General features: G+C 71.7%; 21 protein-coding genes and 1 tRNA gene. 9 read left to right on the top strand and 13 right to left on the bottom strand.

Annotation, left to right across the window (positions count from 1 at the left end; translation table 11 throughout):
* Positions 1 to 216: 216 nt before the first annotated feature.
* Both ACZ4QV_RS09840 and ACZ4QV_RS09835 read left to right on the top strand, forming a co-directional pair.
* A complete protein-coding gene (locus ACZ4QV_RS09840; RefSeq protein ID WP_361617060.1) occupies positions 217 to 870 on the top strand; it encodes a hypothetical protein in 654 nt (217 codons plus the stop codon).
* Positions 867 to 2,324, top strand: a complete 1,458-nt coding sequence (locus ACZ4QV_RS09835) for a sensor histidine kinase (protein ID WP_361587443.1) — start codon at positions 867 to 869, stop codon at positions 2,322 to 2,324. The genes ACZ4QV_RS09840 and ACZ4QV_RS09835 overlap by 4 nt, the downstream gene beginning before the upstream one ends.
* On the opposite strand, the gene ACZ4QV_RS09830 is transcribed toward ACZ4QV_RS09835, so the two are convergent.
* Both ACZ4QV_RS09830 and ACZ4QV_RS09825 read right to left on the bottom strand, forming a co-directional pair.
* Positions 2,305 to 4,515, bottom strand: a complete 2,211-nt coding sequence (locus ACZ4QV_RS09830) for a caspase, EACC1-associated type (RefSeq protein ID WP_361587445.1) — start codon at positions 4,513 to 4,515, stop codon at positions 2,305 to 2,307. The genes ACZ4QV_RS09835 and ACZ4QV_RS09830 overlap by 20 nt on opposite strands.
* Positions 4,516 to 4,576: 61 nt before the next feature.
* Positions 4,577 to 5,104 (bottom strand): effector-associated constant component EACC1, encoded by a 528-nt coding sequence (locus tag ACZ4QV_RS09825; RefSeq protein WP_361149526.1) that lies wholly within the window; start codon positions 5,102 to 5,104, stop codon positions 4,577 to 4,579.
* A 540-nt stretch (positions 5,105 to 5,644) separates the two neighbouring features.
* Between ACZ4QV_RS09825 and ACZ4QV_RS09820 the strand changes: the two genes are divergently transcribed.
* On the top strand, positions 5,645 to 5,794 hold the full coding sequence (locus ACZ4QV_RS09820; RefSeq protein WP_361149529.1) for a hypothetical protein: 150 nt from the start codon (positions 5,645 to 5,647) through the stop codon (positions 5,792 to 5,794).
* 103 nt (positions 5,795 to 5,897) lie between these two features.
* Here the strand turns inward: ACZ4QV_RS09820 and recQ are convergent, their stop codons facing one another.
* Entirely contained in the window at positions 5,898 to 7,880 is a 1,983-nt protein-coding gene (gene recQ, locus ACZ4QV_RS09815) for a DNA helicase RecQ (protein ID WP_361587542.1), read from the bottom strand.
* 376 nt (positions 7,881 to 8,256) lie between these two features.
* Between recQ and ACZ4QV_RS09810 the strand changes: the two genes are divergently transcribed.
* Together ACZ4QV_RS09810 and ACZ4QV_RS09805 are read left to right on the top strand one after the other, a co-directional pair.
* Positions 8,257 to 8,865: a DUF4232 domain-containing protein gene (locus ACZ4QV_RS09810; protein ID WP_361149532.1), complete on the top strand. Its 609-nt coding sequence runs from the start codon at positions 8,257 to 8,259 to the stop codon at positions 8,863 to 8,865.
* A 102-nt stretch (positions 8,866 to 8,967) separates the two neighbouring features.
* Positions 8,968 to 9,252 carry a hypothetical protein gene (locus ACZ4QV_RS09805; RefSeq protein WP_467762745.1) on the top strand — a complete coding sequence of 95 codons (285 nt, stop codon included), beginning with the start codon at positions 8,968 to 8,970 and terminating at the stop codon, positions 9,250 to 9,252.
* Positions 9,253 to 9,566: 314 nt separating this feature from the next.
* On the opposite strand, the gene ACZ4QV_RS09800 is transcribed toward ACZ4QV_RS09805, so the two are convergent.
* The 9 genes from ACZ4QV_RS09800 to ACZ4QV_RS09760 all read right to left on the bottom strand — a co-directional run bounded on the left by ACZ4QV_RS09800 (position 9,567) and on the right by ACZ4QV_RS09760 (position 18,997).
* Positions 9,567 to 9,639, bottom strand: a tRNA-Arg gene (locus tag ACZ4QV_RS09800).
* A 374-nt stretch (positions 9,640 to 10,013) separates the two neighbouring features.
* Positions 10,014 to 11,645, bottom strand: coding sequence for a SulP family inorganic anion transporter (locus ACZ4QV_RS09795; RefSeq protein ID WP_467762744.1), 1,632 nt, complete (start codon positions 11,643 to 11,645; stop codon positions 10,014 to 10,016).
* A 17-nt stretch (positions 11,646 to 11,662) separates the two neighbouring features.
* Positions 11,663 to 12,265, bottom strand: coding sequence for a carbonic anhydrase (locus tag ACZ4QV_RS09790; protein WP_361149541.1), 603 nt, complete (start codon positions 12,263 to 12,265; stop codon positions 11,663 to 11,665).
* A gap of 96 nt (positions 12,266 to 12,361) precedes the next feature.
* Positions 12,362 to 13,258, bottom strand: a complete 897-nt coding sequence (locus tag ACZ4QV_RS09785) for a hypothetical protein (RefSeq protein WP_361587452.1) — start codon at positions 13,256 to 13,258, stop codon at positions 12,362 to 12,364.
* Positions 13,255 to 14,718, bottom strand: a complete 1,464-nt coding sequence (locus tag ACZ4QV_RS09780) for an MFS transporter (protein WP_361587453.1) — start codon at positions 14,716 to 14,718, stop codon at positions 13,255 to 13,257. Before ACZ4QV_RS09780 ends, ACZ4QV_RS09785 begins: the two co-directional genes overlap by 4 nt.
* A gap of 40 nt (positions 14,719 to 14,758) precedes the next feature.
* A complete protein-coding gene (locus ACZ4QV_RS09775; protein WP_361149548.1) occupies positions 14,759 to 15,280 on the bottom strand; it encodes a glycine-rich domain-containing protein in 522 nt (173 codons plus the stop codon).
* Positions 15,281 to 15,493: 213 nt separating this feature from the next.
* Positions 15,494 to 16,771 carry a phenylacetate--CoA ligase family protein gene (locus tag ACZ4QV_RS09770; protein ID WP_361149550.1) on the bottom strand — a complete coding sequence of 426 codons (1,278 nt, stop codon included), beginning with the start codon at positions 16,769 to 16,771 and terminating at the stop codon, positions 15,494 to 15,496.
* 271 nt (positions 16,772 to 17,042) lie between these two features.
* Positions 17,043 to 17,204 carry a hypothetical protein gene (locus tag ACZ4QV_RS09765; RefSeq protein WP_361149552.1) on the bottom strand — a complete coding sequence of 54 codons (162 nt, stop codon included), beginning with the start codon at positions 17,202 to 17,204 and terminating at the stop codon, positions 17,043 to 17,045.
* A gap of 623 nt (positions 17,205 to 17,827) precedes the next feature.
* The gene (locus ACZ4QV_RS09760) at positions 17,828 to 18,997 is read right to left on the bottom strand and encodes a ScbA/BarX family gamma-butyrolactone biosynthesis protein (RefSeq protein WP_361587456.1); all 1,170 of its coding nucleotides are present in this window, start codon (positions 18,995 to 18,997) and stop codon (positions 17,828 to 17,830) included.
* A 215-nt stretch (positions 18,998 to 19,212) separates the two neighbouring features.
* Between ACZ4QV_RS09760 and ACZ4QV_RS09755 the strand changes: the two genes are divergently transcribed.
* Together ACZ4QV_RS09755 and ACZ4QV_RS09750 are read left to right on the top strand one after the other, a co-directional pair.
* On the top strand, positions 19,213 to 19,827 hold the full coding sequence (locus tag ACZ4QV_RS09755) for a ScbR family autoregulator-binding transcription factor (protein ID WP_361587544.1): 615 nt from the start codon (positions 19,213 to 19,215) through the stop codon (positions 19,825 to 19,827).
* A gap of 22 nt (positions 19,828 to 19,849) precedes the next feature.
* A complete protein-coding gene (locus ACZ4QV_RS09750; RefSeq protein ID WP_361587458.1) occupies positions 19,850 to 21,061 on the top strand; it encodes an NAD-dependent epimerase/dehydratase family protein in 1,212 nt (403 codons plus the stop codon).
* A 102-nt stretch (positions 21,062 to 21,163) separates the two neighbouring features.
* On the opposite strand, the gene ACZ4QV_RS09745 is transcribed toward ACZ4QV_RS09750, so the two are convergent.
* On the bottom strand, positions 21,164 to 22,411 hold the full coding sequence (locus ACZ4QV_RS09745) for a transposase (RefSeq protein ID WP_361617065.1): 1,248 nt from the start codon (positions 22,409 to 22,411) through the stop codon (positions 21,164 to 21,166).
* A gap of 1,023 nt (positions 22,412 to 23,434) precedes the next feature.
* On the opposite strand from ACZ4QV_RS09745, the gene ACZ4QV_RS09740 reads away from it, so the two are divergent.
* Together ACZ4QV_RS09740 and ACZ4QV_RS09735 are read left to right on the top strand one after the other, a co-directional pair.
* The gene (locus ACZ4QV_RS09740; protein ID WP_361149558.1) at positions 23,435 to 24,277 is read left to right on the top strand and encodes a helix-turn-helix domain-containing protein; all 843 of its coding nucleotides are present in this window, start codon (positions 23,435 to 23,437) and stop codon (positions 24,275 to 24,277) included.
* A 105-nt stretch (positions 24,278 to 24,382) separates the two neighbouring features.
* Positions 24,383 to 25,348 (top strand): aminoglycoside phosphotransferase family protein, encoded by a 966-nt coding sequence (locus ACZ4QV_RS09735; RefSeq protein WP_361587460.1) that lies wholly within the window; start codon positions 24,383 to 24,385, stop codon positions 25,346 to 25,348.
* Positions 25,349 to 25,377: the final 29 nt, after the last annotated feature.

Raw genomic sequence — 25,377 nt, 5'->3', positions numbered from 1 at the left:
AGGTCTGCTGGTTCGAAGACGAATGTACGAGGCGTCTTTCACGGCGATCCGTAGGTTGTGTAACAGCCTGGGCCATCTCTGCGGTCAGTGATGTCACGGCATGGGCGCAGGTAACCGTACGCGCGCCGCCACTATGGGTAACTTTGTCTCGTTACGTACATCTGTGTCCGTGCCCGGAAGGCCACGGGGACGCGTCGGACGGGAAGGCGGTGGGCCGTGCGGCGCCGGACGCTCGCGGCGGTGGCACTGGTCATGGTGCCGCTGCCGCTCGCCCTGGCGGCGGGCTGCGCACCCGTCGCAGGACTGCACGAGGACGGCCGGGCGCGGAACGTGAAAGCACCGCTCGCCCTGTGGGCGGACCGTACGCCCGCGCCGCGCGTCCGCGACGAGGACCCCGGCGACCAGCGCGCCGTACCGGGCATCGCCCGAGTCCCCTCCGGCGACATGAAGGACACCGACCCGGCGGCCGTCGTCCGCGCGGACTTCGCGGCCGACGGGGACCGGCCGCCCGCCCCCGACGCCGTACGCAGCCCGGTCCTCCACGACCTCACCGACGACGGAAAACCCGACCTGATCAGCGCCGTCGACCTGGACGCGCGCACCAGCCTGCTGCGCGTCTACAGCGTCCGCGACCAGGTCGTGACGCGCGTCCTGGCGATGCGCGCCGTACTCGCGGGCGTCGAACTGGCCGCGGGCCACCTCGCCGTACGCGAGCCCACCAAGGACCCGCGCTACGTCAGCGTCACCGACTACGTGTGGGACGGCCGCCGGATGGGCCTGTGGGACCTCACCCTGGACGACTACCGGACCTCGAAGAACCCGCTGCCCACGGCCCCGACGAACACGCCGTCCCCAAGGGCTCCCGCATGACCCGCCCGGCGCGTCCCGCACGCCCGGCGCGTCCGTCACGCCCGGCGCATCCGGCACTTCTGGCGCTCTCCCTCCGCTGGAAGATCGCGCTCACCGTCACGGCGGTGTGCTGCGCGGTCGCCGCCGTACTGGGTGTCCTGGTCCACAACGCCGTCGCCCGCCAAACCGTCGGCCAGGTACGGAAGGAGACCCTCGCCGACCTCGACGACGCGCTGGACCTGTACGAGTACGGCACCTCCCGCGAGGGCCTCAACTCCGTACTCGACCCCGCCGAACTGCCCGCCCAGCTCAGCGCGTTGGTCCACCACGGCCGGCGCGGCAGCATGGTCGGCACCTACCACGGGCAGCGTGTGATGTGGACGGCGGCGCCGGCCGGGGACCAGGTGATGGCGGTCTGGTCCCCGTACGAGAACACCCGCCGCTCCCTGGAGAACCTCGACACGGCCATCTTCGGCTCGGCCGTCCTCGCCGCCACCGCCGTCGCCCTCGCCGGACTGTTCCTCGCGCACCGCATCAGCCGCCGGCTGAGCACCACGGCGGCCGTCGCGCGCCGCATCACCGCAGGGGATCTGGACGCCCGGGTCGGCACCGAGGGGGTGGGGCGGCGGGGCCGGCCGGGGGCGCGGGACGAGGTGGCGGCGGTGGCCGCGGCGCTGGACTCGGTGGCCGGCTCCCTCCAGGGCCGCCTCCAGGCCGAACAGCGCTTCACCGCCGACGTGGCCCACGAACTGCGCACCCCGCTGACCGGCATCCTCGCCTCGGCCGAGCTGCTGCCCGAGGGCCGCCCCAAGGAGATGATCAACGACCGGCTGCGGGCGCTGCACCGGCTCACCGAGGACCTGTTGGAGATCTCCCGTCTCGACTCCGGCGCCGAACACCCCGACCTGGCCGCGTACGAGCTGGGCGCGCTGGTCCGCGGCTCCGTGCGCGGCACGGGGCTCGACACCGAGGTACGTGTCGTGCGGGACGCGGTCGTACGGACGGACAGGCGCCGCCTGGACCGCATCCTGTGCAACCTGGTCCTGAACGCGCACCGGCACGGGGAGTCTCCGGTCGTGGTGACCGTGGATGTGCCGGGCGGCGAGGGCGGGAGCGGGGGCGGGGGCCAGGGCGGAGGGTACGCGGGGAAGCCGTACACAGGAGAGCCGTACGAGGGAAAGCCGCACGTCAGGACACCGCACGACCGGCCGCCGCACGACGGAGCACACCGAGGAGGACCGTCCCCGATCCCTGTCGTTGAAGTGCGCGACCACGGGCCCGGCTTCCCGGACGAGTTGCTGCACCGCGGCCCGCAGCGTTTCCGTACCGACGCGCCGGGCCGCGGCAAGGGACACGGTCTCGGCCTGACCATCGCGGTCGGCCAGGCGGCCGTCCTGGGCGTCGAACTGCACTTCACCAACGCGCCGGACGGCGGCGCGCGAGCCGTTCTCCGCCTCATCCCGCCCCCGCCGTAGCCCCCGTCCTCGCCTCCGTCCCCGTCCTCGCCTCCGTCCCCAGCCCCGTCCCGCTCCCCGTCCCCGTCCGACCGGTCCGGATCGCCAGGGCGTACACCCGGGTGATCTGGTGCGGGCTGTTGTTGTTGTCCGACACGATGAAGAGCGGCAGCCGCCCCTTGTACGGGCCGGAGGCCAGCGGCGCGGTGCCGAGCGCCATCCCCTCGGCGTTCTCCAGCAACGGGTTCGACTGCGGCTGTGCGGTCGCCGCGGCCCCCCGCGGACAGGTGACGAGGTCGACCGGCTCCCACTTCTTCGCGAACGCGTCGACCGGCTCGGACTGCAACGACGCGACCTGGGAGACGTCCTTAGCCCGGCTCAGGTCGGCCCCGAAGACGCGCACCGCGTTGCCCTGGCCCTCGGCATGGTTGGTCTCCAGCACGAGCAGCCGGTCGCCGCCCATCGCCACCAGCTCCGAGACCCGCAGCCCGGCCGCCGACTGGTAGGCGAACTGCTTGTCCGGTACGTACGCGCCGCCCGGCGTCCCCTTGAAGCGCTGGATACGCAGCAGGCTGCGGCCCCGCGCCTTGCCGTCGCGGAAGAGCGGCGCCTCCATGCCCGCGTACAGGTACCGGCCGTCCGGGGACGCTCCCAACGCCTCCAGGTTCTCCGGCCCGGCCCATTCGACCAGGTTGCGCGGCAGTTCGATGCGGCCCGTCTCCGCGCCGTCCGACACCCGGAACCTGCGGATCGACGGGCCCGCCTCCGAGGCGACCAGGACGGTATGCCCGCCCTTCTCCAGGACGAGCCCCTCGCCGTCGAAGCGGCCGCCGCCGGTGGGACGGAGGGTACGCAGGTGGACGGCGCGGGCGGCCGGCGGTGCGGCGCCCGACGTACCGAGGTCGAGGTCGAAGATCCGGCCCGGCGTATTGTCGGCCAGCGCCCACGCCCGGGAGGGGCCGGACATCGCCAGGCCGGACAGGCCGTCCACCGGTACGGCGCCCTCGTACTCGACGCCGTTGAGCGCGTCACTGTGACCGATCAGCGCCACGTCGTCCGAGCAGGCGCCGGAGGACGGCTCGTCGTCCCGCGACTGCCACCACACGGCGGCCGGGACCGCCGTCGCCACCACCGCGACGCACAGTACGGAGATCAGCGCCCGCCGCCGGACCTTCCGCGCCTTGACGGCTTCCGGGGCGGGGGGTGCGGGTGAGACGGGTGAGCGTGCGGTGCCCGGGGGGCCAGAAGGGCTGGCGGTCCCTGCGCTTCCGGACGATCCGACGTCCGAAGCCTGGCCGGGCTCGCCGGGTGTACCGGGCCGGCCGTTCTGCCCAGGTGGGCCGCTCTCACCACTCTCACCGGTCTTATCGGTCTGGCTGGTTTGGCCCGGTGGGGGAGCGGGGCGCGCAGCCCGGTTCCGTACGAACGGCAGCTTCTCGATGCCGTTCTGCGCCTGCTGCTGCGGCAGCGGACGGTTCTTCTCGCGCAGCGCGCGGCGGACTTCCCGGTAGATGGCTTCGAGGCTGAGGTGATCGTGGGGCGGGGGAGCCGCGGCCGGGCCGGTTGCCGCGCTCTCCGGACCCGGGCCCGGGATCCCCTCCCGCAGCACCCGCAGGAACTCACCGGTGAAGGCGGTGTGCTCCTCGCCCTCCGGTGCCAGCGCCTCCACGTTCCACGGCGTCGAGGTGAGCAGGTACGAGACGCCCTCCAGGCTGTCCATGCCCTCGAACAGGGCCTCCCCCAGTTGACTGGACGCCTGCTGTGTGGCCGCCGCGGTGGACATGGTGCCGGACATGGTCCCGACGGACATGCGTCTGATCACGCTGCCGCTGTAGCAGCAGTCGAGGATGATGATGCGGCGCTTGGGCGGCGTACGGGTGCCCAGGGCACTGCTCAGCCAGGTGTACGGGATGCCGCTGTGCACCTTCCCCGGTTCCGTACCGGGCAGCGTGAGGTACAGGCCCTCCGGCCGCGAATCGAGGAACCCGTGGCCCGCGTAGTACACGATCAGGGTGTCCCGCGCGGCCCGTACCGCCTCCTCGATGGGCTTCAACGCCGCGGTGACCGTGCGGGGATTGGACACGATCCGGCAGTTCTTCTTGGGCATCCCGCCGATGGTCCGGTCGGTCAGCGCGGCCTTGAGGGCCTTGAGGTTGTTGCGGACCCCGGGCAGCGGCGGCAGATTGGCGTACCGGTCGACCCCGATGATCACACAAGCCGACTCCGTCGGATCGAACGCCGCCCCCACTTCTCCCCCGACTCCATCCATCCCGTCAACCCCCACCCGTCCCGCCTTCACGCGCTTCTCCTGCACGCGCTTCTGCCGTACGCGGTTCTACCGCGCGCGGTGCTCCTGGTCGTGCCTCTCCCGCCCCCGCTTCACCTGAACGTGCTTCTCCCCCTGCCTCCGACCTCTCCACCTCGTCCGCTCCCTCCTCCCCTCCCGCCTCCTCCAACTGCTCCATCTCCTCCAACGCGCGAAGAATGCTCCGGGCACCGTCCGTGTCCGCCGTGGCGAAACTGACCCGTACGCCATTGCGTTCGACCGTCATCTTGGGGCGCGCCGCGTACGCCCTGCGCCAGCCGTCGATGGCGATGGCGAGGCTGCTCAGTTGGAACGCGCTGTCCACGATCAGTTGGACGGCGTCGAACCCCAGCCCCATCTCCCCGGGCCTGCCCTCCCTCGCCCGCAGCGAGACGTCCGCGCTCCGGCCCACGGCGGGATCGTCCGTCAGCCACTCGCACAACGACCGCAACTCCAGGTCGCTCTCCGCCTCGTCCAGCCTGACCCGAATCCTCATCAGCCCCCCATGCTCCGGTCCGGCCTCACATCAACTCTCGCCCCATACCCATCCCCTTCGCGGCGATTCCCGGAACCGCGCGCAATCACCCTGCGCGCGTGCGCTTCGTCCGGTCGGCTGTCAAGGAACCGGATGCACGGAGGCCGGCCCTCTGCCAAGCCCCCCGTACATCGAACATTCCATCGATGACGTACGCCCGTATCGGCGTGACTCTGCACGAGATCGGCCTGGTGTCCGAGGCGCAGATGCACAGCACCCTCGCGGAGGCGGCGAACTAGGCGGACGAGCCACTGGCAGAGCATGAACAGGCAGCGTGCGCACTCCAAGAGTTCGACGTCACGGTCTCGGCCCGCGCCGACGACATCGACGACACCAGCTCCATCGACTCCACCTCCTACGACCGCGCCACCCTGTTGGAGGACCCCGTAACGGACGCCGGCGGCAAGGCCGCCATCACCAACGCCCGGATCGTCGAGAACGAAGACGACTTCGAGGGCGGCCGCCTGGACCAACCGGAGTTCGAAACGGAACGGCAAGCCCATGCCCACCCTGACCGACCACCTCGCGGAGGACTACCACGACCGGGACGCCGTCCGTGAGGCCCGAGCCGAGACCACCCACGACGACGGCCCGCAGACCTGGCGCTTCCACGCCGGCCGCACCGCGCCTACGACAGCATCATGGTCCTAGCCACCCCCGAACAGGCCCAGGCCCTCCACACCCACCTAGCCTTCACCTTTCCCAACTAACCCCCTCTCCTTCCCCCCCCGGGGCTCCCGGAAGCGGAGCCCTCTCACTCCTCCTCAGCCGGCGGCTCCCCCCAGTCCCACTCCTCCTCCGGCACCGGCTCCCGCCCCGCAGTCGGTCCCGTCGCCGGCGCCGCCTGTTCCGAAAGCACCGCCTGCTCCGCCGGTATCGCCTGCTCCGACAACACAGCCAGAATCTGTTCGCCGTACTTCGCCAGTTTGTTCTCGCCCACTCCGTTCACGGAGCCGAGTGCGCCCATGCTCGACGGCCGGGCCGTGGCGATCTCCCGCAGCGTCGCGTCGTGGAAGATCACGTACGCCGGTACGCCCTGCTCCTTGGCCGTACGCCCCCGCCAGGCGCGCAGCTCCTCGAACACCGGCACCGCCTCCTCCGGGAGGTCCACCGGCACCGCGCGCCGCCCCTTGGCCGCCTTCGCGGCCTTGGCCTTCACGGCCTTCTCCGGCTCGCGGCGCATCAGCACCTCACGCTGCCCCCGCAGCACCTCACCACTCGCCTCGGTGAGCACCAGCGTGCCGTAGTCACCCTCCACCGCGAGGAGCCGCTGGGCGAGCAACTGCCGGATGACGCCGCGCCATTCGGCCTCCCGCAGGTCCTCCCCGATCCCGAAGACGCTGAGCTGGTCGTGATCGAACTGGATGACCTTCGCGGTCTTCCGCCCCATCAGGATGTCGACGATCTGCCCGGCACCGAACTTCTGCTTCCGCTCGCGCTGCAGCCGTACCACCGTGGAGAGCAGCTTCTGCGAGGGAACGGTGCCGTCCCAGGTCTGCGGCGGTGTCAGACACGTGTCGCAGTTCCCGCAGGCGCTGCTCTCCTGCCCGAAGTAGGCGAGCAGCCGCACCCGCCGGCACTCCACCGTCTCGCAGAGCGCGAGCATCGCGTCGAGGTGCGCCGACAGCCGCCTGCGGTGGGCGTCGTCCCCGTCCGAGCCGTCGATCATCTTCCGCTGCTGAACCACGTCCTGCAGCCCGTACGCCAGCCACGCCGTGGACGGCTGGCCGTCCCGTCCCGCGCGACCCGTCTCCTGGTAGTACCCCTCCACCGATTTCGGCAGGTCCAGGTGGGCCACGAACCGTACGTCGGGCTTGTCGATGCCCATCCCGAACGCGATGGTGGCGACGACCACCACCCCGTCCTCCCGCAGAAAGCGGGCCTGGTGTTCGGCGCGCATCCGCGCGTCCAGCCCCGCATGATACGGAAGCGCGGTGATGCCGTTCTGCACCAGGAATTCCGCGGTCTTCTCGACCGACGCCCGCGAAAGGCAGTACACAATGCCCGCGTCACCGGCGTGCTCGGTGCGCAGCAATTCCAGCAGCTGCTTCTTCGGGTCACTCTTTCCGGCGATCCGGTACTGAATGTTCGGCCGGTCGAAGCTGGCCACGAAATGCCGGGCGTTCTCCATCCCGAGCCGCGAGGTGATCTCGCGGTGGGTGGCTTCCGTGGCCGTCGCGGTCAGGGCCATCCTCGGGACCTCGGGCCACCGTTCCCGGAGCATCGACAGAGCGAGGTAGTCCGGCCGGAAGTCGTGGCCCCACTGCGCGACACAGTGCGCCTCGTCGATCGCGAAGAGCGAGATCTTGCCCCGGTCGAGCAGGTTCAGCGTCTGCTCCACCCGCAGTCGCTCCGGTGCCAGATACAGCAGGTCCAGCTCTCCGGAGAGGAACTCGGCCTCCACCAGCCGCCGCTCCTCCAGATCCTGCGTGGAGTTGAGGAAACCGGCCCGCACGCCCAGCGCCCGCAGCGCGTCGACCTGGTCCTGCATCAACGCGATCAGTGGTGAGACGACCACCCCGACGCCCGGCCGCACCAGGGCCGGAATCTGGTAGCACAGGGATTTTCCGCCGCCGGTCGGCATCAGTACGACCGCGTCGCCACCCGTTATGACGTGCTCGATGATCGACTGCTGTTCCCCGCGGAACGCGTCGTACCCGAATACCCGCCGCAGTACGCTCACCGCGCCACTGACGTCGTCCTCGGTTTCCCGGGTTTCCTCGGCACCGGAAGCCATCTCCGCCTCGCTCATGCCAGCAGCGTACGAGCAATCCCGCCACCCGCGCTCAGCCCTGTGGATAACTCCGCGCCAGGCCTGCCCCCTCTGCTACCCCCGGACCGAGCCTGCCCGGGCCCCGTACGACCTCGGCCCCAGGCTCTGCACGGGTGCCACGCAGCCCCTGACCGCCTCGCGCCACGCCGCCATACAACGAAAACCGCCGTCCGTCCGTCTCACAGAACGCCGAGGAACATCACATATCGCGCCCCGCGAACACCGCGCCCCATCCCGATCCCTCCGCCCCATCCCACCCACTACCCCGGGCCTACCTTCTCCCCCCTTCCGCCTCCCACCTCCCTCCGCCACCAAGACCACCCACAGGACGGAGAACCACATGCGCACACACAGCACCCGACCCCACCCCACTCGCTCACTCAACCGCACCCACTCCACCCACCCCACCCCCGCCAAACGCCACCACTCAACCAGGAACGCCACAGCCCTCCTCGCCACCATCACAGCCGCAATCGCAATCCTCACCACACTCACCACCACAGCCTCGGCCAACCCCATCGCCACACCCACCTCCTCAACCGCCCCCACCCCCCGCTGCCCTGAATCCGCACTAACGATCAAGGCATCCATCCCCACCCCCCAACACCCCGACATCCTGCGTATCAGCGCCACCAACCGCACCACCAAGCCCTGCGTCATCGACCGCATCCCGACCGTCACCTTCGGCGATCTCGACGGCGCCGCCGAGCCCGACCCGCCCACCGAGAGCGCCCCGTACCGCCTCGCGCCCGGCTCCACCGCATACGCCACGGTCCGCACCGTCACCGGCCGGCCCACCCCGTCCGCCCGTACCGTCGACTTCGTCACCGTCGCTGCCGACCCGTCGCACCACGGCCGCCGCTTCGACGCCACCGCCATCGGCGCCCCGCCCACCGGCATCCGCGTATGGTCGCCGACCACGACCTGGTGGCGTCCGACGCCCACCTGACGCCAACTGGTCAACGCATGACCGCGCATCCAAGTGCCCACCACCGAGGGCGGGTTGAAGCGAACCCCCGCCCTCGATCGCGCCGCCCACCAAAGTGAGCGCATGAGTCTCACGACCGTCGGCGAACCGCCAGGCCCGGTACGTTTCTTCCTCATGTGCGCCCGCCTGGGCTGCGGCGCCCGCGCCGTCCTCGACCTGGTCGTCCCCGATCAGCCCCCGGACATCGGGACAGACCTCTTCGGCCACCTCCTGCACAGCGCCAAGGCGGCCACCCCACACATCACCGACATGGGGTGGACGTACTACCAGGGCGACGGCTACTGGTGCCCGCGCTGCTCGACCCCGAGCTCCCAACGCCCCCAAAGAGGCCACACCCGCTCCTCATGAACCAGAGCACCCCACGACCTCGACCGCCGACTCACCGCACTCAAGGCAACTCGCGACGGACCAAAGCCCGCCCGAACGGCTCCCCGGTGGACGGTCGTGGTCGTGGTGGCCGGCATAGGGCTGCTTGTACGAGGCCCGGCAAGGGAGGCAAACATACGAGGTCTTTCCGTGAGCCATGCAGCAAGGCAGAACCGCCGAAGAACCGGGCTGGGCCGACTTCCGGCAGGCTGCACAAGCCCTTCGCCATGGGCGCGCGTGAGCACGAGAGCCCCTCCACCCGGTAGGCGGAAGGGCTCTGACCTGCTTCTTCTCTGTGCCCCCGGCAGGATTCGAACCTGCGACACCCGCTTTAGGAGAGCGGTGCTCTATCCCCTGAGCTACGGAGGCGGGGAGTGGTCGGCGCCTGGTGGGCGCGCGGCCGGGCTGCTGGTGGGCAGCTTTGGACAGGGTAGCGGATGGGGGGTGGGTGGTGGGGAGGGGCGGGGGGAGGGGAGGCAGGTGGGGTGTTTTCGGGTTGGGGCGGGGCGATCGGGAGTGTTCCCGGAGAGGGGATACGCCCATGGGCCCGGGTGGGACGCGCCCACGACCTCAGGTGAGGACGCGGCGCCCCCGGGTGGCAGCCCCACGCGCCGAGCTGGACGCGCCCACGCGCCGACCGGGACGCGCCCACGCCCCGACTGGGAGGCGCCCACGCCCCAGGTGGGGGCGTGGGCGTCCATGGATACGTCAGTGCCGCCTACAGGGCCGGCGTGGGCGTGTGATTAGGGCGCGTGGGCCGGGTTGTCGGGGGTGGGGGAGTTGGTCTGGTTGGAGCGGTGGGTGGTCCAGGTGGTGAGGGCGGTGGCGCAGGCGTGGTCGAGGTGGCGCAGGCCGGTGAGGTCGAGGGTGACCTTGCGGTCGTGGGGGAGGGCCTCCAGTTGGTCGAGGATCTTGGGGAGGCGCAGGAAGGTGGCGTTGCCGAGGGCGCGTACCTGGACGGGTTCGGTGGACGGGGCGTCCAGGCCGGAGATCTCCAGGTGGACGTGCGAGGTCTCCCAGGCGGTCTTGGCGATCGCGAGGAGGAGGCCGATCAGTACGCCCTCGAACATGTTGGTGACGACGATGGCGATGGCCGTCGCGGCGAGGACCACCGCTTCGCCGCGGTGCTCGCGCCACAGAGGGCCGAAGTCGCGTACGGGGATGAGCTTGAAGCCCGCGTGGACGAGTACGCCTGCCAGCGCCGCGACCGGGATGATGCCCAGGGCCGCCGGGACGGCCGCCGCGAAGATCAGCAGCCAGGCGCCGTGCATCACGCGGGACGCCTTGGTGCGGGCTCCGGCGCTGACGTTCGCGGAGCTGCGCACGATCACCGCGGTCATGGGCAGCGCGCCCAGGATGCCGCACACGGTGTTGCCCGCGCCCTGGGCCATCAGCTCCTTGTCGTACTGCGTGCGCGGCCCGTCGTGCAGCCGGTCCACGGCCGCCGCGCTGAACAGGGACTCGGCGGACGCGATGAGTGCGAAGGCGAGAATCGTGCCGATCGCGCCGACGCCCGCGAGCTGGGCGAAGTCCGAGCCGCCGGGCGGCTGGACGGAGGAGAGCAGGCCGTGGACCTCGACGCGGGCTATGGGCAGGTCGAGGGCGAAGACCGCGAGCGTGGCCAGGGCCACGGCCGCGAGCGGGGCCGGCAGGATGCGGGCCGCGCGCTTCCACCGGGGCCACAGCACCAGTACGGCGATGGTGCCCGCGCCCACCGCGAGGGCGGACAGGGCGGCTCCGGAGCCCGCGGTGCCGGTGACCAGGCCGGGCAGGCCGCCGAGGTTGGCGAGTCCGCTGCCGGGGGCCTTGGCGTCGGTGAGGGTGTAGAGCTGTGCGGCGATCAGGACGAGTCCGATGCCCGCCAGCATGCCTTGGACGACGGCCACGGAGATGGCCCGGAACCAGCGGCCGAGGCGCAGCGCGCCCATGGCGAGCTGGAGGAGGCCCGCCACGAGGACGAGTGCGCCCAGCGTGCCGAGTCCGAATTCCTTGACCGCCTCGAAGACGAGGACGGTCAGCCCGGCGGCCGGGCCGCTGACCTGGAGGCTGCTACCGGGCAGGAAGCCGGTGAGCAGGCCGCCGACGATGCCGGTGATCAGACCGAGTTCCGCCGGGACGCCGGAGGCGACGGCCACGCCGACGCACAGGGGCAGGGCCACCAGGAAGACGACGATGGAAGCGGTGAAGTCCGCCCGGAGGTGGGGCCAGCGGGGGGAGGGGGAGGAGGGGGAGGGAGTAGAGGGAGTAGAGGGGGAGGGATTCTTGGGGTGGATAGGGGTGGGGTGGGGCGCGCCGTCGGTGCCGGGCGCCGGGGAGGGAGCTGTCGCGCCCGTGGTCACGTCCGTGGTCGTGCCCGGGTTCGATTTCGGTGTCATGGAAGGCGCCTTCGCCGTCAGAGGGGGAGGAACGTGTCGGTGTCGGGCCGGTGCGCCGTGACCAGGCCGGTGTGGACCTCGTAGTACCAGCCGTGCAGGTTCACCTCGCCCGCGTCGACGCGCTCGCGTACGCACGGGTACTGGCGCAGCCGCGCCACTTGCTCGGTGACGTGCCGCTGGACCGCGGTCGCGACCGTCGGCGCCTCGTCCACGGGCAGCTCGTCGGAGAGTTCCTGGGTCAGCCAGGCGCGTACGTCGGGAGCGCCGGCGAGATCCTCGCGGCGCGCCATGGCGCCGACCGCCCCGCAGTGCGAGTGACCGCAGACCACGATGTCGGCGACGCGGAGCACCCGCATCGCGTACTCGATGGTGGCGGCCTCCGCGCTGGCCGGCATGTCCGGCCGGTGCGCGGGTACGGCGTTGCCCGCCGTACGCAGTTCGAAGAGTTCGCCCGGCAGCGCTCCGGTGATCAGGGACGGAATGATCCGTGAGTCGGAGCAGGTGATGAACAGGGCGAGCGGTGACTGGCCGTCGGCGAGCCGCTGGTAGGTCTCACGCTCCTCGTGCGCGGCCGCGATGCGGGCGTTGAAGGAGCGGGCATGTTCGATGAAGGTTTCCACGAGGGAATGTCTCCTGCTGGTCGGTAAGTGGTGCCATTGAGGGGCATGGCAGAACCCGTTCGACTGGTGCGGAGCAGGAAGCCCCAGCAGCGCTTCTCAGCAGCGGAACACGCAGTGGAGACAGTGCAAGGCGGGGCGGGTGGCCACGCCTGGTCTTGATGTGGTGAGTGCGGCGGCGGTGCCGGTGTGTGCGGAGAACAGGGCGGCGGTCGGGTAGGACCGGGCCGCGCACGGGTGCGACGGAAGCCGACGGTGGTACGGGGACGGCGCGCCCGGCGCGGTCCGCGTGCAACGACGCGCCTGGTTACGGTCCTTGTCCTTCTCCCGCCCGGGATCGCGTTCGTTGTCGCGCCGGTACTGGATGCCCGTGGTGGAGCCGGCCCGGGCGGGGGACACCTGGGTGGGGGTGCCGTGCGCGCCCGGGGGAGCCGCCGGGGTGGGGGTGGGATCGGGGGCCTGTACGGGCGCGGCGCCGGCGGCCGTGAGGGTCGGGGTCTTGCCGCCCTTGGCCGCTGCCGTTCCGGAGAAGAGCAGGGTCAGCGCCACGATGAAGATGCCGAGGACACTGAGGATGTTGAGGGGGTGGGGGGAGTGGTTGCTCCGGGTGGAACGGGTGGAGCGGGTGGAGCGGTCGTTTCGAGTGGTGCGGGTGTTGCGAGGTTTCTGGGTGTGCTGGAGGTGGCGACGGACGGGAGGCCGTACGCGGGCAGCGGCCCGCATACGGGGCGGCGTTGCCGAACGCTTGCCGGCCGGGGCGACGACGGCAGCCTCGGCGGCGGGCTTGGTGGCGTGCCCGGTGGCGGAGGCCGCACGAGTGGCCGTACGCGTCGCCGCGCGCGCCGCTGTACGGACCGCCGCGCTGACCGGCCCCGCGCCCGGCGGGCTGTGCGGACGGTTGGAGGCCGTGTAGTGGGCGGGGTGCCCGGCGGTGTCCGGACGGGTTTGCAACTGAGGGAAGCCTTTGCGGCCCGTGAGGCTCTTGAAGTACTTCATGTCTGCTCCCCCGGCGCAGACGTACCCGCGCCCGCGCGCGCGTCTGCACCCGCGCCCGTACCCGTGCGATCACCACGCTCCTCACGCCCCCCACGCCCGCTCAGCACCAGCAGCGGTACGAGGCCCAGCGCCACGATCCCCCCGCCCAGCGCCAGCGTGGAGTAGCCGCCCGTGGCCACGACCAGCCCCGACGCCATGCCGCCGGTGGCACCGGCGACGGCGATGCCGACGTCGACCAGGCCCTGCGTCGAGGCGCGGGTGGCCAGCGGTACGGCGTCGGTGACGATGGCGGTGCCGCTGACGAGGCCGAAGTTCCAGCCGATGCCCAGGAGCACGAGTGCGGTGGCGAGCGCCGGTACGGAGTGGGCCGGTGCGAGTGCGGCGAGGACGCCCGCGGCGAGCAGAACCACGCCGGAAGCCGCGGCGACGCGCAGCCGGCCGATCCGGTCCACCAGCATCCCGGTGAGCGGCGACGGCAGGTACATCGCCGCCACGTGCAGGGCGATGACGAGCCCGGCGGTCTCGGTCGCGTGGCCGTGCGCCCGCATGTGGACGGGCGTCATCGTCATGATGGCGATCATGACCAACTGGGTGAAGGTCATGACGGCGGCACCGGTGACGAGCTTGCGGGTGTCGGCACGGGCCGCGGGGGCGGCGGCCGCGACGCCATCGGCCTCCGCGGTCTCCGACGCCTCTTTCGCCGCCTCCGCCTCAGCCGACGCCTCCTTCGCCTGCTCCTCCGTCTCCGCGAGGCGCCGCGCCAGATGCAGCGGGTCCGGGCGCAGGAACAACCCCAGCACCACGGCCGCCGCCGCGTACGCGACCACCGCCAGCAGGAACGGTCCCGCCAGGCGCGGCACGCCCAGACCGTGCGCGACCTCGCCCGTCACCCCGACCAGGTTCGGCCCGATCACCGCGCCGAGCGTGGTGGCGAACAGGACCAGGCTCACCGCACGCCCCCGGCGCGTCGGCGCGGCCAGGTCGGCGCCCGCGTACCGGGCCATCAGGGTCGTCGCCGTACCCGCTCCGTAGACGAGGAGCGACAGGAACAGCAGCCATACGGAACCGAGGCCCGCGGCGGCGACGACGCCGAGGCTGCCCAGGCCGGCGGTCGCGTACCCCGCGGTGAGACCCGGCCGCCGGCCCCAGCGCTGGCAGACCCGGCCGATGCCGACGGCACCGAGCGCCGCCCCGCCCGTGAACAGGGCGGCGGGCAGGCCGGCCAGCCCCGTCGAGCCGAGCATCTCCTCCGCGAGCAGGGCCCCCACGGTGATGCCCGCGGCCAGCCCGGCGCCGCTGAGCGTCTGCGACAGCGCGAGCACGATGAGCACACGCTTCTGCTCCGGGGGCTCCAGAACTTCCGCGGCTGGATCGCCGTGCTGGCCGTGCGGGCCGTGCTGGCCGTGCGGTGAGGCGTGGGGTGCGGCATGTGGTGCCGGTGTGCCGGGCCGAGCGCTCATAGGTCCGTTTCCTCGTTCTCGGGCTGCCCCGATAGCGCGCTCAGGGCGCGCCGGCAGGCTGGAGCGCCGCGATGTCCCGCAGCGACATGCTCAACTGGTCGTGCAGGAAGCGCACGATCGTCCAGTGCGGCAGGGCGCCCTCGTCGAAGGGGCCGAACTCGCGGACGTACAGCGGTATCCAGCGCAGGGCCTCCTCGATCACCTGCTCCCGTCCCGGCTCCTGCTGGTACGCGTCGTAGCCGATGCTGCGGTGCTCGATGAAGAACCGTCCCGGCAGCCGTTGCTCGCACCACTCCCGGTACTCGCGCGTCTGGAGGATGAGGTAGTGCCAGATCTCGTCGATGTCCTGCTCGACGGGCAGGAAGAGACCACTGAGCTGCTCGCGGTGGCGGGAGACGAGGTAGAGGTAGCGCAGGCACTCGGTGACCTGCCGCTCCACGTACTCCGTCCCGGCGTCGCTCAGCGCCTCGAAGTGCCGGACCACTTCGGCGTGCAGGCGCTCGCCGAGCAGGGCTACGAGGTCGTCGGTCGTGACGTGCGGTTCCTGCGTCTGCGAGGTCATGGTGCTCCCGGTTTCTTCGGGTGGGGTCGGTACCGTCGGTGCGGTGGATGCGGATGTCTTCGGGGCCGCTCCGACGGGTCGAGCTGTACGGAATCGGAGCCGCTCCGTACGGAATCGGACCCGCTTCGTTCGGATCCGGAACCAGGCCGTACGGAAACGGAACCGAGGCGCACGGGATCGGAACCGAGCCGTACGGCCCCGAACGCGCGGACTTCAGCCGACGGCCTGTCCCCGCTCCAGCCACGCGTACTTCCCCGACTTCCCGATCGGAAGGTGCGCGCGGTGCTCGACACGGCACGGAAGCCCCGTCAGCCGCTCCACCCCCGCGCTCAGCGCCGCCGCTTCCGCCGCGTCCACGGGAGCGCCGTCGAAGGTCGTGTACCGCAGCTCGGCGCCGCTCCGGTCGTCGGGCACGTGCAACTGGTGGACGAACACGCGGGACGAGGCCGTGCCGACGCAGTCGTCGAGATCACCCTGCGCGACCGGGCCCTGGCCGTGTGCCGATGCGAGCAGCTCCTTCTCACGGCCGCAGAACCGGGAGATCTTCTCCGGGTCCGGAGTGCCGTCGACCGTGCGCGCGCAGTCCCCGGAGCGGTAACGGATCAGCGGCATGTACGGGTTCCGGACGCTCGACACGATCATGCTGAAGAGGTGGCTGCCCGGCTCCACCGGGACCAGCTCGACGCTCATCTTGTCGAGGTACGGGTGGTACCGGCCGTGCCGGTCGCTGTAGTAGAGGTAGCCCAGCTCGGTGCTGCCGAACAGGTCGATGACCGGGCAGTCGAAGTGCTCGTGCAGGTAGCGCCGCACGTTCACCGGCGTGTACTCGTACGCGTGCACGATGCTCGCCGGCCGCGGGAAGCGGTCCCACAGGTCCCAGTCGGTCACCTTCCGCACGAGGTGCGCCAAGTGGTAGCTGCTGCAGTCGAGGTGGTAGCGGCCGTGCGGGTGGGCCTGCTGGGCCGTACGGATCTCGTCGAGCATCCGCTCGACGTCCGCGCGGTCCCAGAGGGCCGGGTCGAGCTTGAGGTTGACGTAGAAGGTGCGCTCGTCGAGGCGCCGGTCCGCCAGGTCGGGTACGGGCGCGGGCGCGGTACGGCCGTGCTTCTTGGCGTTGACGCGTGCCACGTGCTCGGTGGCCAGCACCGTGGTGAGGGAGACGCGCCGGCACCCCTCGTGCCAGGTGTCGGCGATGTCCGGGTGCTCGCTCCAGAGCTGGTAGTACGAGTTCAGCAGGAAGTACGGCGGCCGGATGATCTGCATCCGCGCGTGGTTGGTCCCGGTGGAGAGCACGTACTCCGCGGTGCCGGCGGCGAGTGCGTCGGCCAGTACCGGCGTCATCCAGTTGTCCGGAAATCCCCGGGCGATCTCGGGCTTGTCCAGTATGGGGAAGTGCCCCCGCTCTATCGACGAGCGGTAGATCGGTATGTCCCTTATCCGGTTCACGATGTCGGCGGTCGGCTGTCCCGACCGGCTCGGCTGGCCATCCATGGTCACCCTCAGGTCTGTCTTGTCTGGCGGACGGGGAGTGATCGGTGTCGCGGCGTACGAGAACCTGTGTCAAAGCGTAGGAAACGAGAGGAACACGCGGAATCCGCGGAATCCGCATACCCGGTCTGCTGCGAACGGGCTGCGGCCGGAACGCGATCGGAAGGCGGTCGGACCGCGCTCGGACCGCGATCGGCTGCATGAAGTGGCGGGGAGACGGCCGGAGGTGTGCGGGCCGCCGGCCGGCTCCCCGCCCGGAAGGCTCAGCGCCCGGTCAGGAAATACATCCCGTTTTGGGCGCGGCCGAGGTCGCGCTGATGCAGCCGGACTTCGTCGCGCTGATGCAGCCGTCCTTGCCCGCTGCGCGCGGGGAGTTCACGGCGACCCACTCGCGCCAGACGCCGTCCTGGGCCATCTTCTTGATCAGCTGTTCCATGTCCGTCGAGCCTCCGAAGGCAGGGGATGGTGGAAAACGGCGATGATCAGCCACGCGAGTCGCGCGGGTGCCGCTCCCTAGAACGTAAAAGAAAGGCCAAGTGATCGTCAAAGGCCCGCAATCGAGGGATGGCTCAAACGCCGACACGAACGGACACTTTGGCTTGATCCTTCCCGTCATGGCCACAGCTCGCACGGGCTTCGTGGCCGGTAGTAGCCGGTTGCGGCCGATAGGTGTGCGGTGTGCTGCTGGTCTGGACCATGAAACTGGTACGCCGTGGACATGACAGTAGGGCCAGTGGCCGGAACGGTGTGGAGCGACTTGATTACGACAGGGTGGCCACGAGGTGAACGTAGGGTGAATCGCCGCACGTCTGATGGATCTCCCGAAGTCGTAGCGGGATGGCGTGCGATGTGTGCGGCCCCGCGGAGGGCGGTTCGGGCGCGCCGGGACGGGCCTTTCGGTCACCTTGCCCGTGCGTGTACTTCCGCCCGGAATTCGGTAGTCGCAGCCGCTCCGGCAGGTGTGGGAGTTCTTGTGTGGGGTGTTGTGCGAGTTCCCGTGCGAGTTCTTGTGTGGATTCGCGCGATTGCGCCCGGCGTCCCCGGCGGAGTTCCGCCTGACTAGCCGTCATATTCGTTACTCGGCGCCATACGTGGCGACGGGACCAGAGGGCGGGCCTTGACCATTGCGGTGAACAGCTCCCGGCCGTTCTGGCGCGCGGTGACGCGTACGTGGACGAGGCCGGACGAATCGGTGCGCACCGTACCCGATTCCGTCCTCCATTCCGCCCCCGATTCCGCTGTCGGCCCCGCCCCCGATTGCGCTCCCGATTCCGTTTCGAGTTCGGCCCTGGAATCCACTCCTGATTCCGCCCCTGACGGCGACCCTGCCTCCGCTCCCGGATCCCCCTCCGTACCCGCTCGGCCGATTACCGTGGCCTCTATCCAGCACGGCGCGTCCAGTTCGGCGTATCGGGCGAACACGGTGCTCAAGCCGACGGGTATCACCGGCTGCGGGTGGAGGACGGCATGGACGGCCTGGTGCGTGGCTTCCAGCAGCAGCATCCCGGGTGCGTGGTCGACCGGGTGGTCGAAGATGACCGGGTGGGTGGTGTCCGTACGGAGCTGCCAGCGGTTGCGGGTGTCCGTGGGGGAGAGCATCACACTCTCGTACTGGGCGCGGGCCACCCGGTGCGGCGCGACCGGCGGCGGCAGCGGCACCGCGCGGGCCATCGCCTCGCGGGCGTCGCCGTACGCGCCGCGCAGCCGGCGGTAGACGGCCGGAGCGTGGCTGGTGAAACGCGCGACCGCGGTGCCGAGGTGGACGCCGTTCCGCGTCGCCTCGACGTCCATGGTCAGGGAGCTGAGGATGCCCCTGCGGCGCCTGATGCCGGAACAGACGATGCGTAGTTCGATCTCGGCGGGGGCAGTCTCGGTACGCAGCACGCCGGGTTCGAGCGCATAGGTGAAGTGGTCCCAGATCAACTGGTGTCCGAACGGCACGTGGTAAGCGAGGTGCGAGAGCAGCGGAATGGTCTGGCGGATCGTCTCGACGAGCAGAAGGGGGTCGTGCAGCCGGTTCCTGGAGGAGTAGAACGCGTGGGCCCGCGGCCATTCCGCGGTCACGACGTGCACGTCCGGGGCCGTCTCCTGCCAACTGGTGAGCAGGACTTCGGACAGCGCCGTCTTGTGTACATACTCCTTGGGCACGGTGGTGGTCAGCGTGCGCGGACACGGGCCGGGGGCGGCAGCGGGTGCGGAGGTCTCCGGAAGCCGGCCGGTGATGCTCATACGGGTGTCCCCCTGAGGAGTGTCTGCAGGCCCGGCCCTTTGCGGTCCTTTGTGGTGCGGCCGGGGCCCCCGGGGTGGGCCGTTGCCGTCCCGCAGGGCGCCTGGTGACCAACAGGAGCCGTGGCGTGCTCGGTTCAGCAGTCACCGCGTGAGGGCCTCGGCGCTCATAAAATAAATACTATTCTTTTTGTTTGTCGAGGGAGCTGGTGCTGTCCATGCAGGAGCGCGCGGTCAGGACACGTGAGGTCATCCTCCGGGCGGCTGCCGAGGTCTTCGACGAGTTCGGGTTCAGCGGCGCCAGCATCAGCAAGATCATGAAGCGCGCCGGTGTGACCCAGGGCGGGATGTACTTCCACTTCCCGTCCAAGGAAGCCCTGGCCAGGGCGGTGATGGTCGAGCAGAGCGACGGCCTGCGGATGCCGCCCGGAGAGGACGGCCTGCAGCGCCTGGTCGACATCACCCTGTACCTGGCGGAGGAACTGCAGTCCAACCCCACTCTGCGGGCCGGCGTCAGGCTCGCGGCCGAGCAGGGCGAGTTCGGCGTGCAGGACGATTCCGCGTACCGCATCTGGGCCGAGCAGTTCGGCGGTCAGCTTCGCGCCGCGCGGGAGAAGGGCGAACTGCTTCCCGAGGTGAACGTGGACGAACTGGCCTGGGTCCTGGTCAGCGCCTACACCGGTACGCAGCTCTTCTCGCAGATCTCCACCGGCCGCTCTGACCTGCACCAACGCGTCGTTTCCCTCTGGCGCTACCTCCTCCCGGGCGTCGCCGCGCCGGACATCAGGCGGCAGGTCGACCTCGCGGTGCGGCGGAAGCGGGCGGCGGCCTGAGGGCGGGGCGCGGACGCGTACGGTGACGGCGGAAAGTGTGGCGAAGGGCGTGGCGAAAGGCGTGGTGGACGACGTGGCGGACGGTCTGGCGGTGACGGCTCCCCGGCGGGTGGTGGTGACCGGGGCGACCGGGTTCATCGGCTCCGCGGTGGTACGGGAACTGCTGTCTGTTCCGAATCAGGATTCGGTTTCGGCCCGCTCGATCCACCTCCGCGCCGTGGCTCGCAAGCCGCCGGAGCCCGCCGAGCCCCCGGAGCCCGCCGGGTCCCCGGAGCCCGCCGGGTCCCCGGATTCCCTCCGGTCCCTGCGCCCCCTCCGGTCCCCGGGTTCCCTCCGGCCCCCGCGGCCGGACACGACCGTCCCCGTCGAATGGCGCGCCGCCGACCTCGCCGACCCCGCCTCCTTGCGCGGAGTCTGCGAAGGCGCCGACGTCCTGCTGCACCTCGCCTCGGACATCGGCCGGGACGAGGAGCGCTGCGAGCTGGTCAACGTCCGTGGCACCGCGGCCGTCGTGGGCGAAGCGGTACGGGCGGGTGTCGGCCGGATCGTCCAGCTCTCCACCGCCGCCGTGTACGGGGCCGGGCCGCACGCCGGCCCGGGCGTGGGCGAGGTCGAACCCGCGCCGGTCTCCCCGGCCAGCCGTACCCGCCTGGCCGCCGAACGCCCGGTGCTCGAAGCGGGCGGCACGGTGCTGCGGCCGGGCCTGGTGCTCGGCGCGGGCGACCGGTGGGTGGTGCCGGCGCTGGCCGAACTGCTCCACCGGGTGCCGGGGCGCTGGGACGGCGGGCGCGGCCTGCTCTCCGTCGTGGCGGTCGAGGACCTGGCCCGCCTGTTCGTGCGGCTGGCCCTCGCGCCGGAGGGGGTCCCCGGTGGCGTGTACCACGCGAGTCATCCCACCCCCGTACGTAACGGGGACCTCATGGACACCCTGATCGGCCACGGCGTCCTCCCGCGGCCGGACGCCACCTCACCTCAGGGTGCCTCAGGCCCCGACGCCGACACCCGCCCCGGTCCCGGCCTCGGCCCCGACCTCTCCTGGGACGCGTGCCTGGCGCGCCTCGGCTCCGTCCCCGGCCGGGTGAGCGAGCGGCAGTTCGCCCTTCTGGCCACCGACCACTGGTACCGCAGCGACGAGGTGTGGACGGCGGCCGGCTGCGGCCCGGGCCCCGGCCCTCTCGTACGGCTCGGGGAAGCCGCCGACTGGTACCGCTCCCACCTTCAGACCCGCGCTTGACCCCGGACCGCGGCTGATCCCGACCCGCGCATGAACCGGACTGCGCTGTAACCGGCCCGCGCCTCAACCGGCCCGCCCCGCGGCCCGCTCCGCGACCCGCCCTCAGGACACGAACCGCACCGCCGTCAGCGTCTGCTCGTCCGGCACCGCGGTCAGCGCGCGATACGCGTGTGCCGCGGAGGTCAGCGTCATGTGGTGGTGCCAGCCCGGGAAGGAGCGGCCCTCGAAGTCGTGCAGTCCGAAGTCCGTCGCGAGGGTGCGCAGCGTGGCGGTGGGCAACTGGTGCAGCCGGGCGAGGCCGAGCAGTTGGCCCATGCGGCGGTGCGCCATGTTGGTGAGCCAGATCCGGGACGGCCGGGCGCCGGCCGGTCCGGGCTCGGTGAAGGCGCGGTAGGTGTGGTGCGAGCCGGGCAGGCGTACGGGCGTGGGCGCGGACTGGAGCAGGCGCGGGCGGGCGCCCGGGTCGCCTGGCATGCCGGGCGTGGCCGGGGTGGCCAGCGCGGTGGCGGACGGCACGGCGATGACGAAGTCGCGTCCCTGCCGGGCCAGTGCCTCGATGAGCCGTACGGAGTCGGAGTACTCGCTCAGGTCCGCCACGACCGGCGCCGGAGCGCAGGTCGAGCGGGCGGCCTGTGCCTCCACGAGGTCGAGGGCGTGCACCCACATCGGGCGGGGGTGGTTCGTCTCCGAGGCGGGTATGCGGTTGCGGCGCAGCAGCTCGGGGTCGTCGGCCCACTGGGGAGGCAGGAACAGCCGCCAGTCGACGGACACGGTCGCGCTGCCACCGCAGTCACCGGCGGCGGCCGATGCCGCCGACGCGCCTGAGGCCCCCGATGCACCCGAGCCACCCGAGGCGGCCCCCGGGGCCCCCGAAGCCCCCAAGGCCCCCGAAGCGGCGGACGCCGACACCGCGACGGCCGTGGCCGCCTCCCCTACCGGCAGGAACATCCCCATGGCCAGTTGACAGCTCACGGTCCGTCCGGCGGCGGAGTCGAAGCGGCGGTGGACGCCCACGGAGTGCCCGCCGCGCTTGGGCAGTATCGCCGGGGCGAGGATCCACGCCCGGGGCGGTGCGGGCTCCTCCGCCCGGCGTACGAGTTCGCGGCGTACCGGGTTCCAGTCCCAGGGGCTGGCGTTGAGGAACTGGTGGAGCGACTGCGAGGCGGTGGGCGAGTCGGAGACGGCGGCGGCCAGCCGGCGTACGGACTTCTTGCCTTCGGTGGTCAGCAGCGCCAGCAGGTACGCGTGGGCCCAGCGGCGCTGGTCGGTACGCGGCAGATGTCCGAAAAGGTCGTCAGCGAAGGTGTCGAACGACCCGAAGGTCTCGGACGTCCCCGTCGCCTCGGACATCTCCGCCGCCTCGGACATCTCGGATGTCACGCACGGACCGGACGTGCTGGACGGACCGGACGGGACGGAGGCACCGGACGAGCCGGACGTCCCGGCCGGGGCGGTGGAGGCGGAGTCGCCGGGTGCGGCGGCGCGGCGCGCGGGTGCGGCGGAGGCTTCGCCCCGGCCGGGCCCGCGGGTGGTTCCGGTTCGCCCGGCGGGGCCGGTCGAACCGGCGGCCGGGGCCCTGCCGGTGCCGCCGTTGCGGGCGGTGGAGCGGCCGTTGCGGGCGGTCCTTCCGGCAGCGGCGGGGAGCGGGTCGGTGGTGACGGACGAGACCTCGCGCACACCCGATTTGTCGGACAGACTACGTACTGCGACAGGGCGACTGGAAGAGAGGGAAGCGGCCAGGGTGTGTGCGGGGGTGCGGGTCGCCGGATGCGCAGTTTCTGTCGTCATGGTGTTCGTTCCCTCCCGTGGTCATCCCGTGAATCGGGCGCCGACCAGCAAAGAATAAAGAACGATCGTTTTTTTTGCGAGCCCACGAGGTACCGGGCTTTTTTCGTCGTGCCGGGAGCCCTCCGGGCGGGGCCGGACGGAAGCCGAACTGCGGGCGCGCGACCGGGAAACGATCAGTGCGGGCGGGCCCCGGAAGAGGGTGCGGAGACCGGTCCGCAGTGGTTCCGTACCCCCTCCCGGGCCGGTGCGGACGTGTCCCCGGCCGACCGCGAGACCCCGGCCCGGCCCAGGCTCCGGGTTCCGCTTCCACGGCACCCGAAGCCCCTTCGGGAACGGCCCGCCACCGCCCAGCAACCCCGGCCCCGACCCGGCCCCGACCCGGCACCGCCCGGAATCGGCCCGGCCCGCCCGGCACCGCCCCAGAGCAATGAACGAGTGCCCGCGTCGGCCCCCGGTTCCCATACTGATCAAGTCTTGGCCGGCTGCGGCCGCGACCGTGCGGCCCGTCAAACCCGCGCCTACCATGGGTGGTTGGGTGTCACCGGTACGGCGCTGGCAACCGAGGGCGATCACCGAGGCGGGACAATGGCGCGACAGGACCGAGCTGAGCGGACGCGCCGGACCCTGCTGCGGGCCGCCGCCGACGAGATGGCCGAGAAGGGGTACGCGGGTGCCTCGATGGCCCGCATCAGTACCGCGGCGGACGTCACGATCGGCGGCCTGACGTTCCACTTCCCGTCCAAGGCGGCGCTCGCCGAGGCGGTCAGGGAGGCCGGCTGCGCGTTGACCCGCGGCGCGCTGTCCTCCCTCATGACGGCGAGCAGGAGCCCCAAGGCCGCCGCGCGCGGCGAATTACGCCGGGTCGTCACCTTCACCCGTACCCTCGCGCGGCTGCTCGAAGAGGAACCGACCGTACGGGCCGCCGCCCGCCTGGCCTGGGACTTCCCGGAGGACGGCGACACCTGGTACGCGATGTGGCTGCCCTCGCTCGGCGAACTGGTCGAACGGGCCCGCCCGGACTTCACCGGCTGGACGACCGCGGAGGCGGTCACCGCCACGGCGGTCTCCGTGGTGACCGGCGCGGAGTTCGCGGCCCGCACCGGCGTACCGCGCGGCGCCGCGGCCGGGCTGCCCCCGACGGAGCAGGTGGACCGCGTCTGGGGTCTGGTGCTCGGTGCGCGGCCGCCGCTCCTGGTGGGCGGCGACGAGTACCCGGAGAACCGCCTGAGCGGTGAGGACACGACGGGCGGGGACCGCGGCGGCGACCACCGGGCGGGCGACATCCGGGCGGGCGACCTCCGGGTGTCGGATCACCGGATGCCGGAGCATCGGGGGCCGGAACACCGGGTGTCCGAGCACCGGGTGGGGGAACGCCGGGTGGGGGAGCGCCGGACCGGTGAAGGCCGGATGCGCGCCGCGTCCCGGTGACACCGGCACCTTCGCCCGATGCTGTACGGCACCCGCCCGCGGGGCCCCGCCAAGTGATCGGCAATTCCGTCGCGCCCCACCACGGGCCGTGGCACCATCGCTGCCATGCCAGGACTTCCGGAGTTCATGACGCCCGACCAGCTCGCCGCCCGCACGTCACGCGCGCTGGACGCGGCCGTCACCGCCGGGCGTGAACTGGGCCTGACGGTGACCGACCCGACGGTGCTGCACGACATGTTCTCGGTCGTCGTGCACCTCGCCCCCTCACCCGTGGTGGTCCGGGTGCCGACCGTCCTGCCGCCGTACGCCGACACCGGCGTCCAGGCGGCGCGTCAGCGGCTGGAGCTGGACGTGGTGGCCTGGCTGGCGATGCGGGGCGTCCCGGTGATTCCGCCGAGCCCGCTCGTGCCGCGGGAGCCCGTGCGGCACGACGGCTTCTCGATGACGTTCTGGCAGTTCGTCGAGCATGAGCAGGGCGAGGGCCGGGAGCCCGACTACGTACGCAACTCCGGCCTGACGGCCGACCTGCACGCCGCACTGCGCGCGTACCCGGGCGAGCTGCCGTTCCTGTCGGCCGCCGAGCCGAGGTTCGCCACGGAGGCGCTGGCCGCCCTCGAAGGGCACACCGACCTCATCGATCCGGCCGGTCTCGACCGTGCGTGGCGGGAGTGGGCGATCCTGGAGCCGCTGGCCGCTTCGCGCGCGGCATTCGAGGCGGAGTTTCCCGGCGTCGGCGTCCAGCCGATCCACGGGGACGCGCCCGCCGTCAACATCGTCGCCGCCGAGGCCGGTGAGCTGTACGCCGATTTCGAGCTGACCACGCTCGGGCCGGCCGAATGGGACATGGCGGCGCTCGGCCCCGAGTGCGAGGCCGCCTACGACGAGGCCGCGCGCCGCCACGGCCTGCGGCAACTCGACGAACGCGTCCTGCGCTTCGTCAACGCGGTGGGCATGGTCCGGGTGGTGGCGTGCCTCGTGCTCGTACCGCAGTTGCCCACGCTCGCGGAGGCGCTGAAGCCCGCCATCGAGCACTGGCGGACGATGCCGTTCGCCGGTGGTCTGCGGGGCTGAACACCGAGAGCCAGGCCCGGGGCACGGGA

The sequence above is a fragment of the Streptomyces sp. NPDC026394 genome (assembly GCF_055567735.1).
This window is presented reverse-complemented; position numbering and strand designations above follow the sequence as displayed.

Excerpts from the sequence above, each read along its gene's own strand:
- ACZ4QV_RS09785 (WP_361587452.1), bottom strand. The coding sequence starts at position 13,258 with ATGAAGTACTTCAAGAGCCTCACGGGCCGCAAAGGCTTCCCTCAGTTG.
- ACZ4QV_RS09825 (WP_361149526.1), bottom strand. The coding sequence starts at position 5,104 with ATGAGGATTCGGGTCAGGCTGGACGAGGCGGAGAGCGACCTGGAGTTG.
- ACZ4QV_RS09775 (WP_361149548.1), bottom strand. The coding sequence starts at position 15,280 with ATGACCTCGCAGACGCAGGAACCGCACGTCACGACCGACGACCTCGTA.
- ACZ4QV_RS09810 (WP_361149532.1), top strand. The coding sequence starts at position 8,257 with ATGCGCACACACAGCACCCGACCCCACCCCACTCGCTCACTCAACCGC.
- ACZ4QV_RS09760 (WP_361587456.1), bottom strand. The coding sequence starts at position 18,997 with ATGAGCATCACCGGCCGGCTTCCGGAGACCTCCGCACCCGCTGCCGCC.
- ACZ4QV_RS09795 (WP_467762744.1), bottom strand. The coding sequence starts at position 11,645 with ATGACACCGAAATCGAACCCGGGCACGACCACGGACGTGACCACGGGC.
- ACZ4QV_RS09765 (WP_361149552.1), bottom strand. The coding sequence starts at position 17,204 with ATGGAACAGCTGATCAAGAAGATGGCCCAGGACGGCGTCTGGCGCGAG.
- ACZ4QV_RS09740 (WP_361149558.1), top strand. The coding sequence starts at position 23,435 with ATGGCGCGACAGGACCGAGCTGAGCGGACGCGCCGGACCCTGCTGCGG.
- ACZ4QV_RS09805 (WP_467762745.1), top strand. The coding sequence starts at position 8,968 with ATGAGTCTCACGACCGTCGGCGAACCGCCAGGCCCGGTACGTTTCTTC.
- ACZ4QV_RS09770 (WP_361149550.1), bottom strand. The coding sequence starts at position 16,771 with ATGGATGGCCAGCCGAGCCGGTCGGGACAGCCGACCGCCGACATCGTG.
- ACZ4QV_RS09745 (WP_361617065.1), bottom strand. The coding sequence starts at position 22,411 with ATGTCCGAGGCGACGGGGACGTCCGAGACCTTCGGGTCGTTCGACACC.
- ACZ4QV_RS09755 (WP_361587544.1), top strand. The coding sequence starts at position 19,213 with ATGCAGGAGCGCGCGGTCAGGACACGTGAGGTCATCCTCCGGGCGGCT.
- ACZ4QV_RS09735 (WP_361587460.1), top strand. The coding sequence starts at position 24,383 with ATGCCAGGACTTCCGGAGTTCATGACGCCCGACCAGCTCGCCGCCCGC.
- ACZ4QV_RS09820 (WP_361149529.1), top strand. The coding sequence starts at position 5,645 with ATGCCCACCCTGACCGACCACCTCGCGGAGGACTACCACGACCGGGAC.
- ACZ4QV_RS09835 (WP_361587443.1), top strand. The coding sequence starts at position 867 with ATGACCCGCCCGGCGCGTCCCGCACGCCCGGCGCGTCCGTCACGCCCG.
- ACZ4QV_RS09780 (WP_361587453.1), bottom strand. The coding sequence starts at position 14,718 with ATGAGCGCTCGGCCCGGCACACCGGCACCACATGCCGCACCCCACGCC.
- recQ (WP_361587542.1), bottom strand. The coding sequence starts at position 7,880 with ATGGCTTCCGGTGCCGAGGAAACCCGGGAAACCGAGGACGACGTCAGT.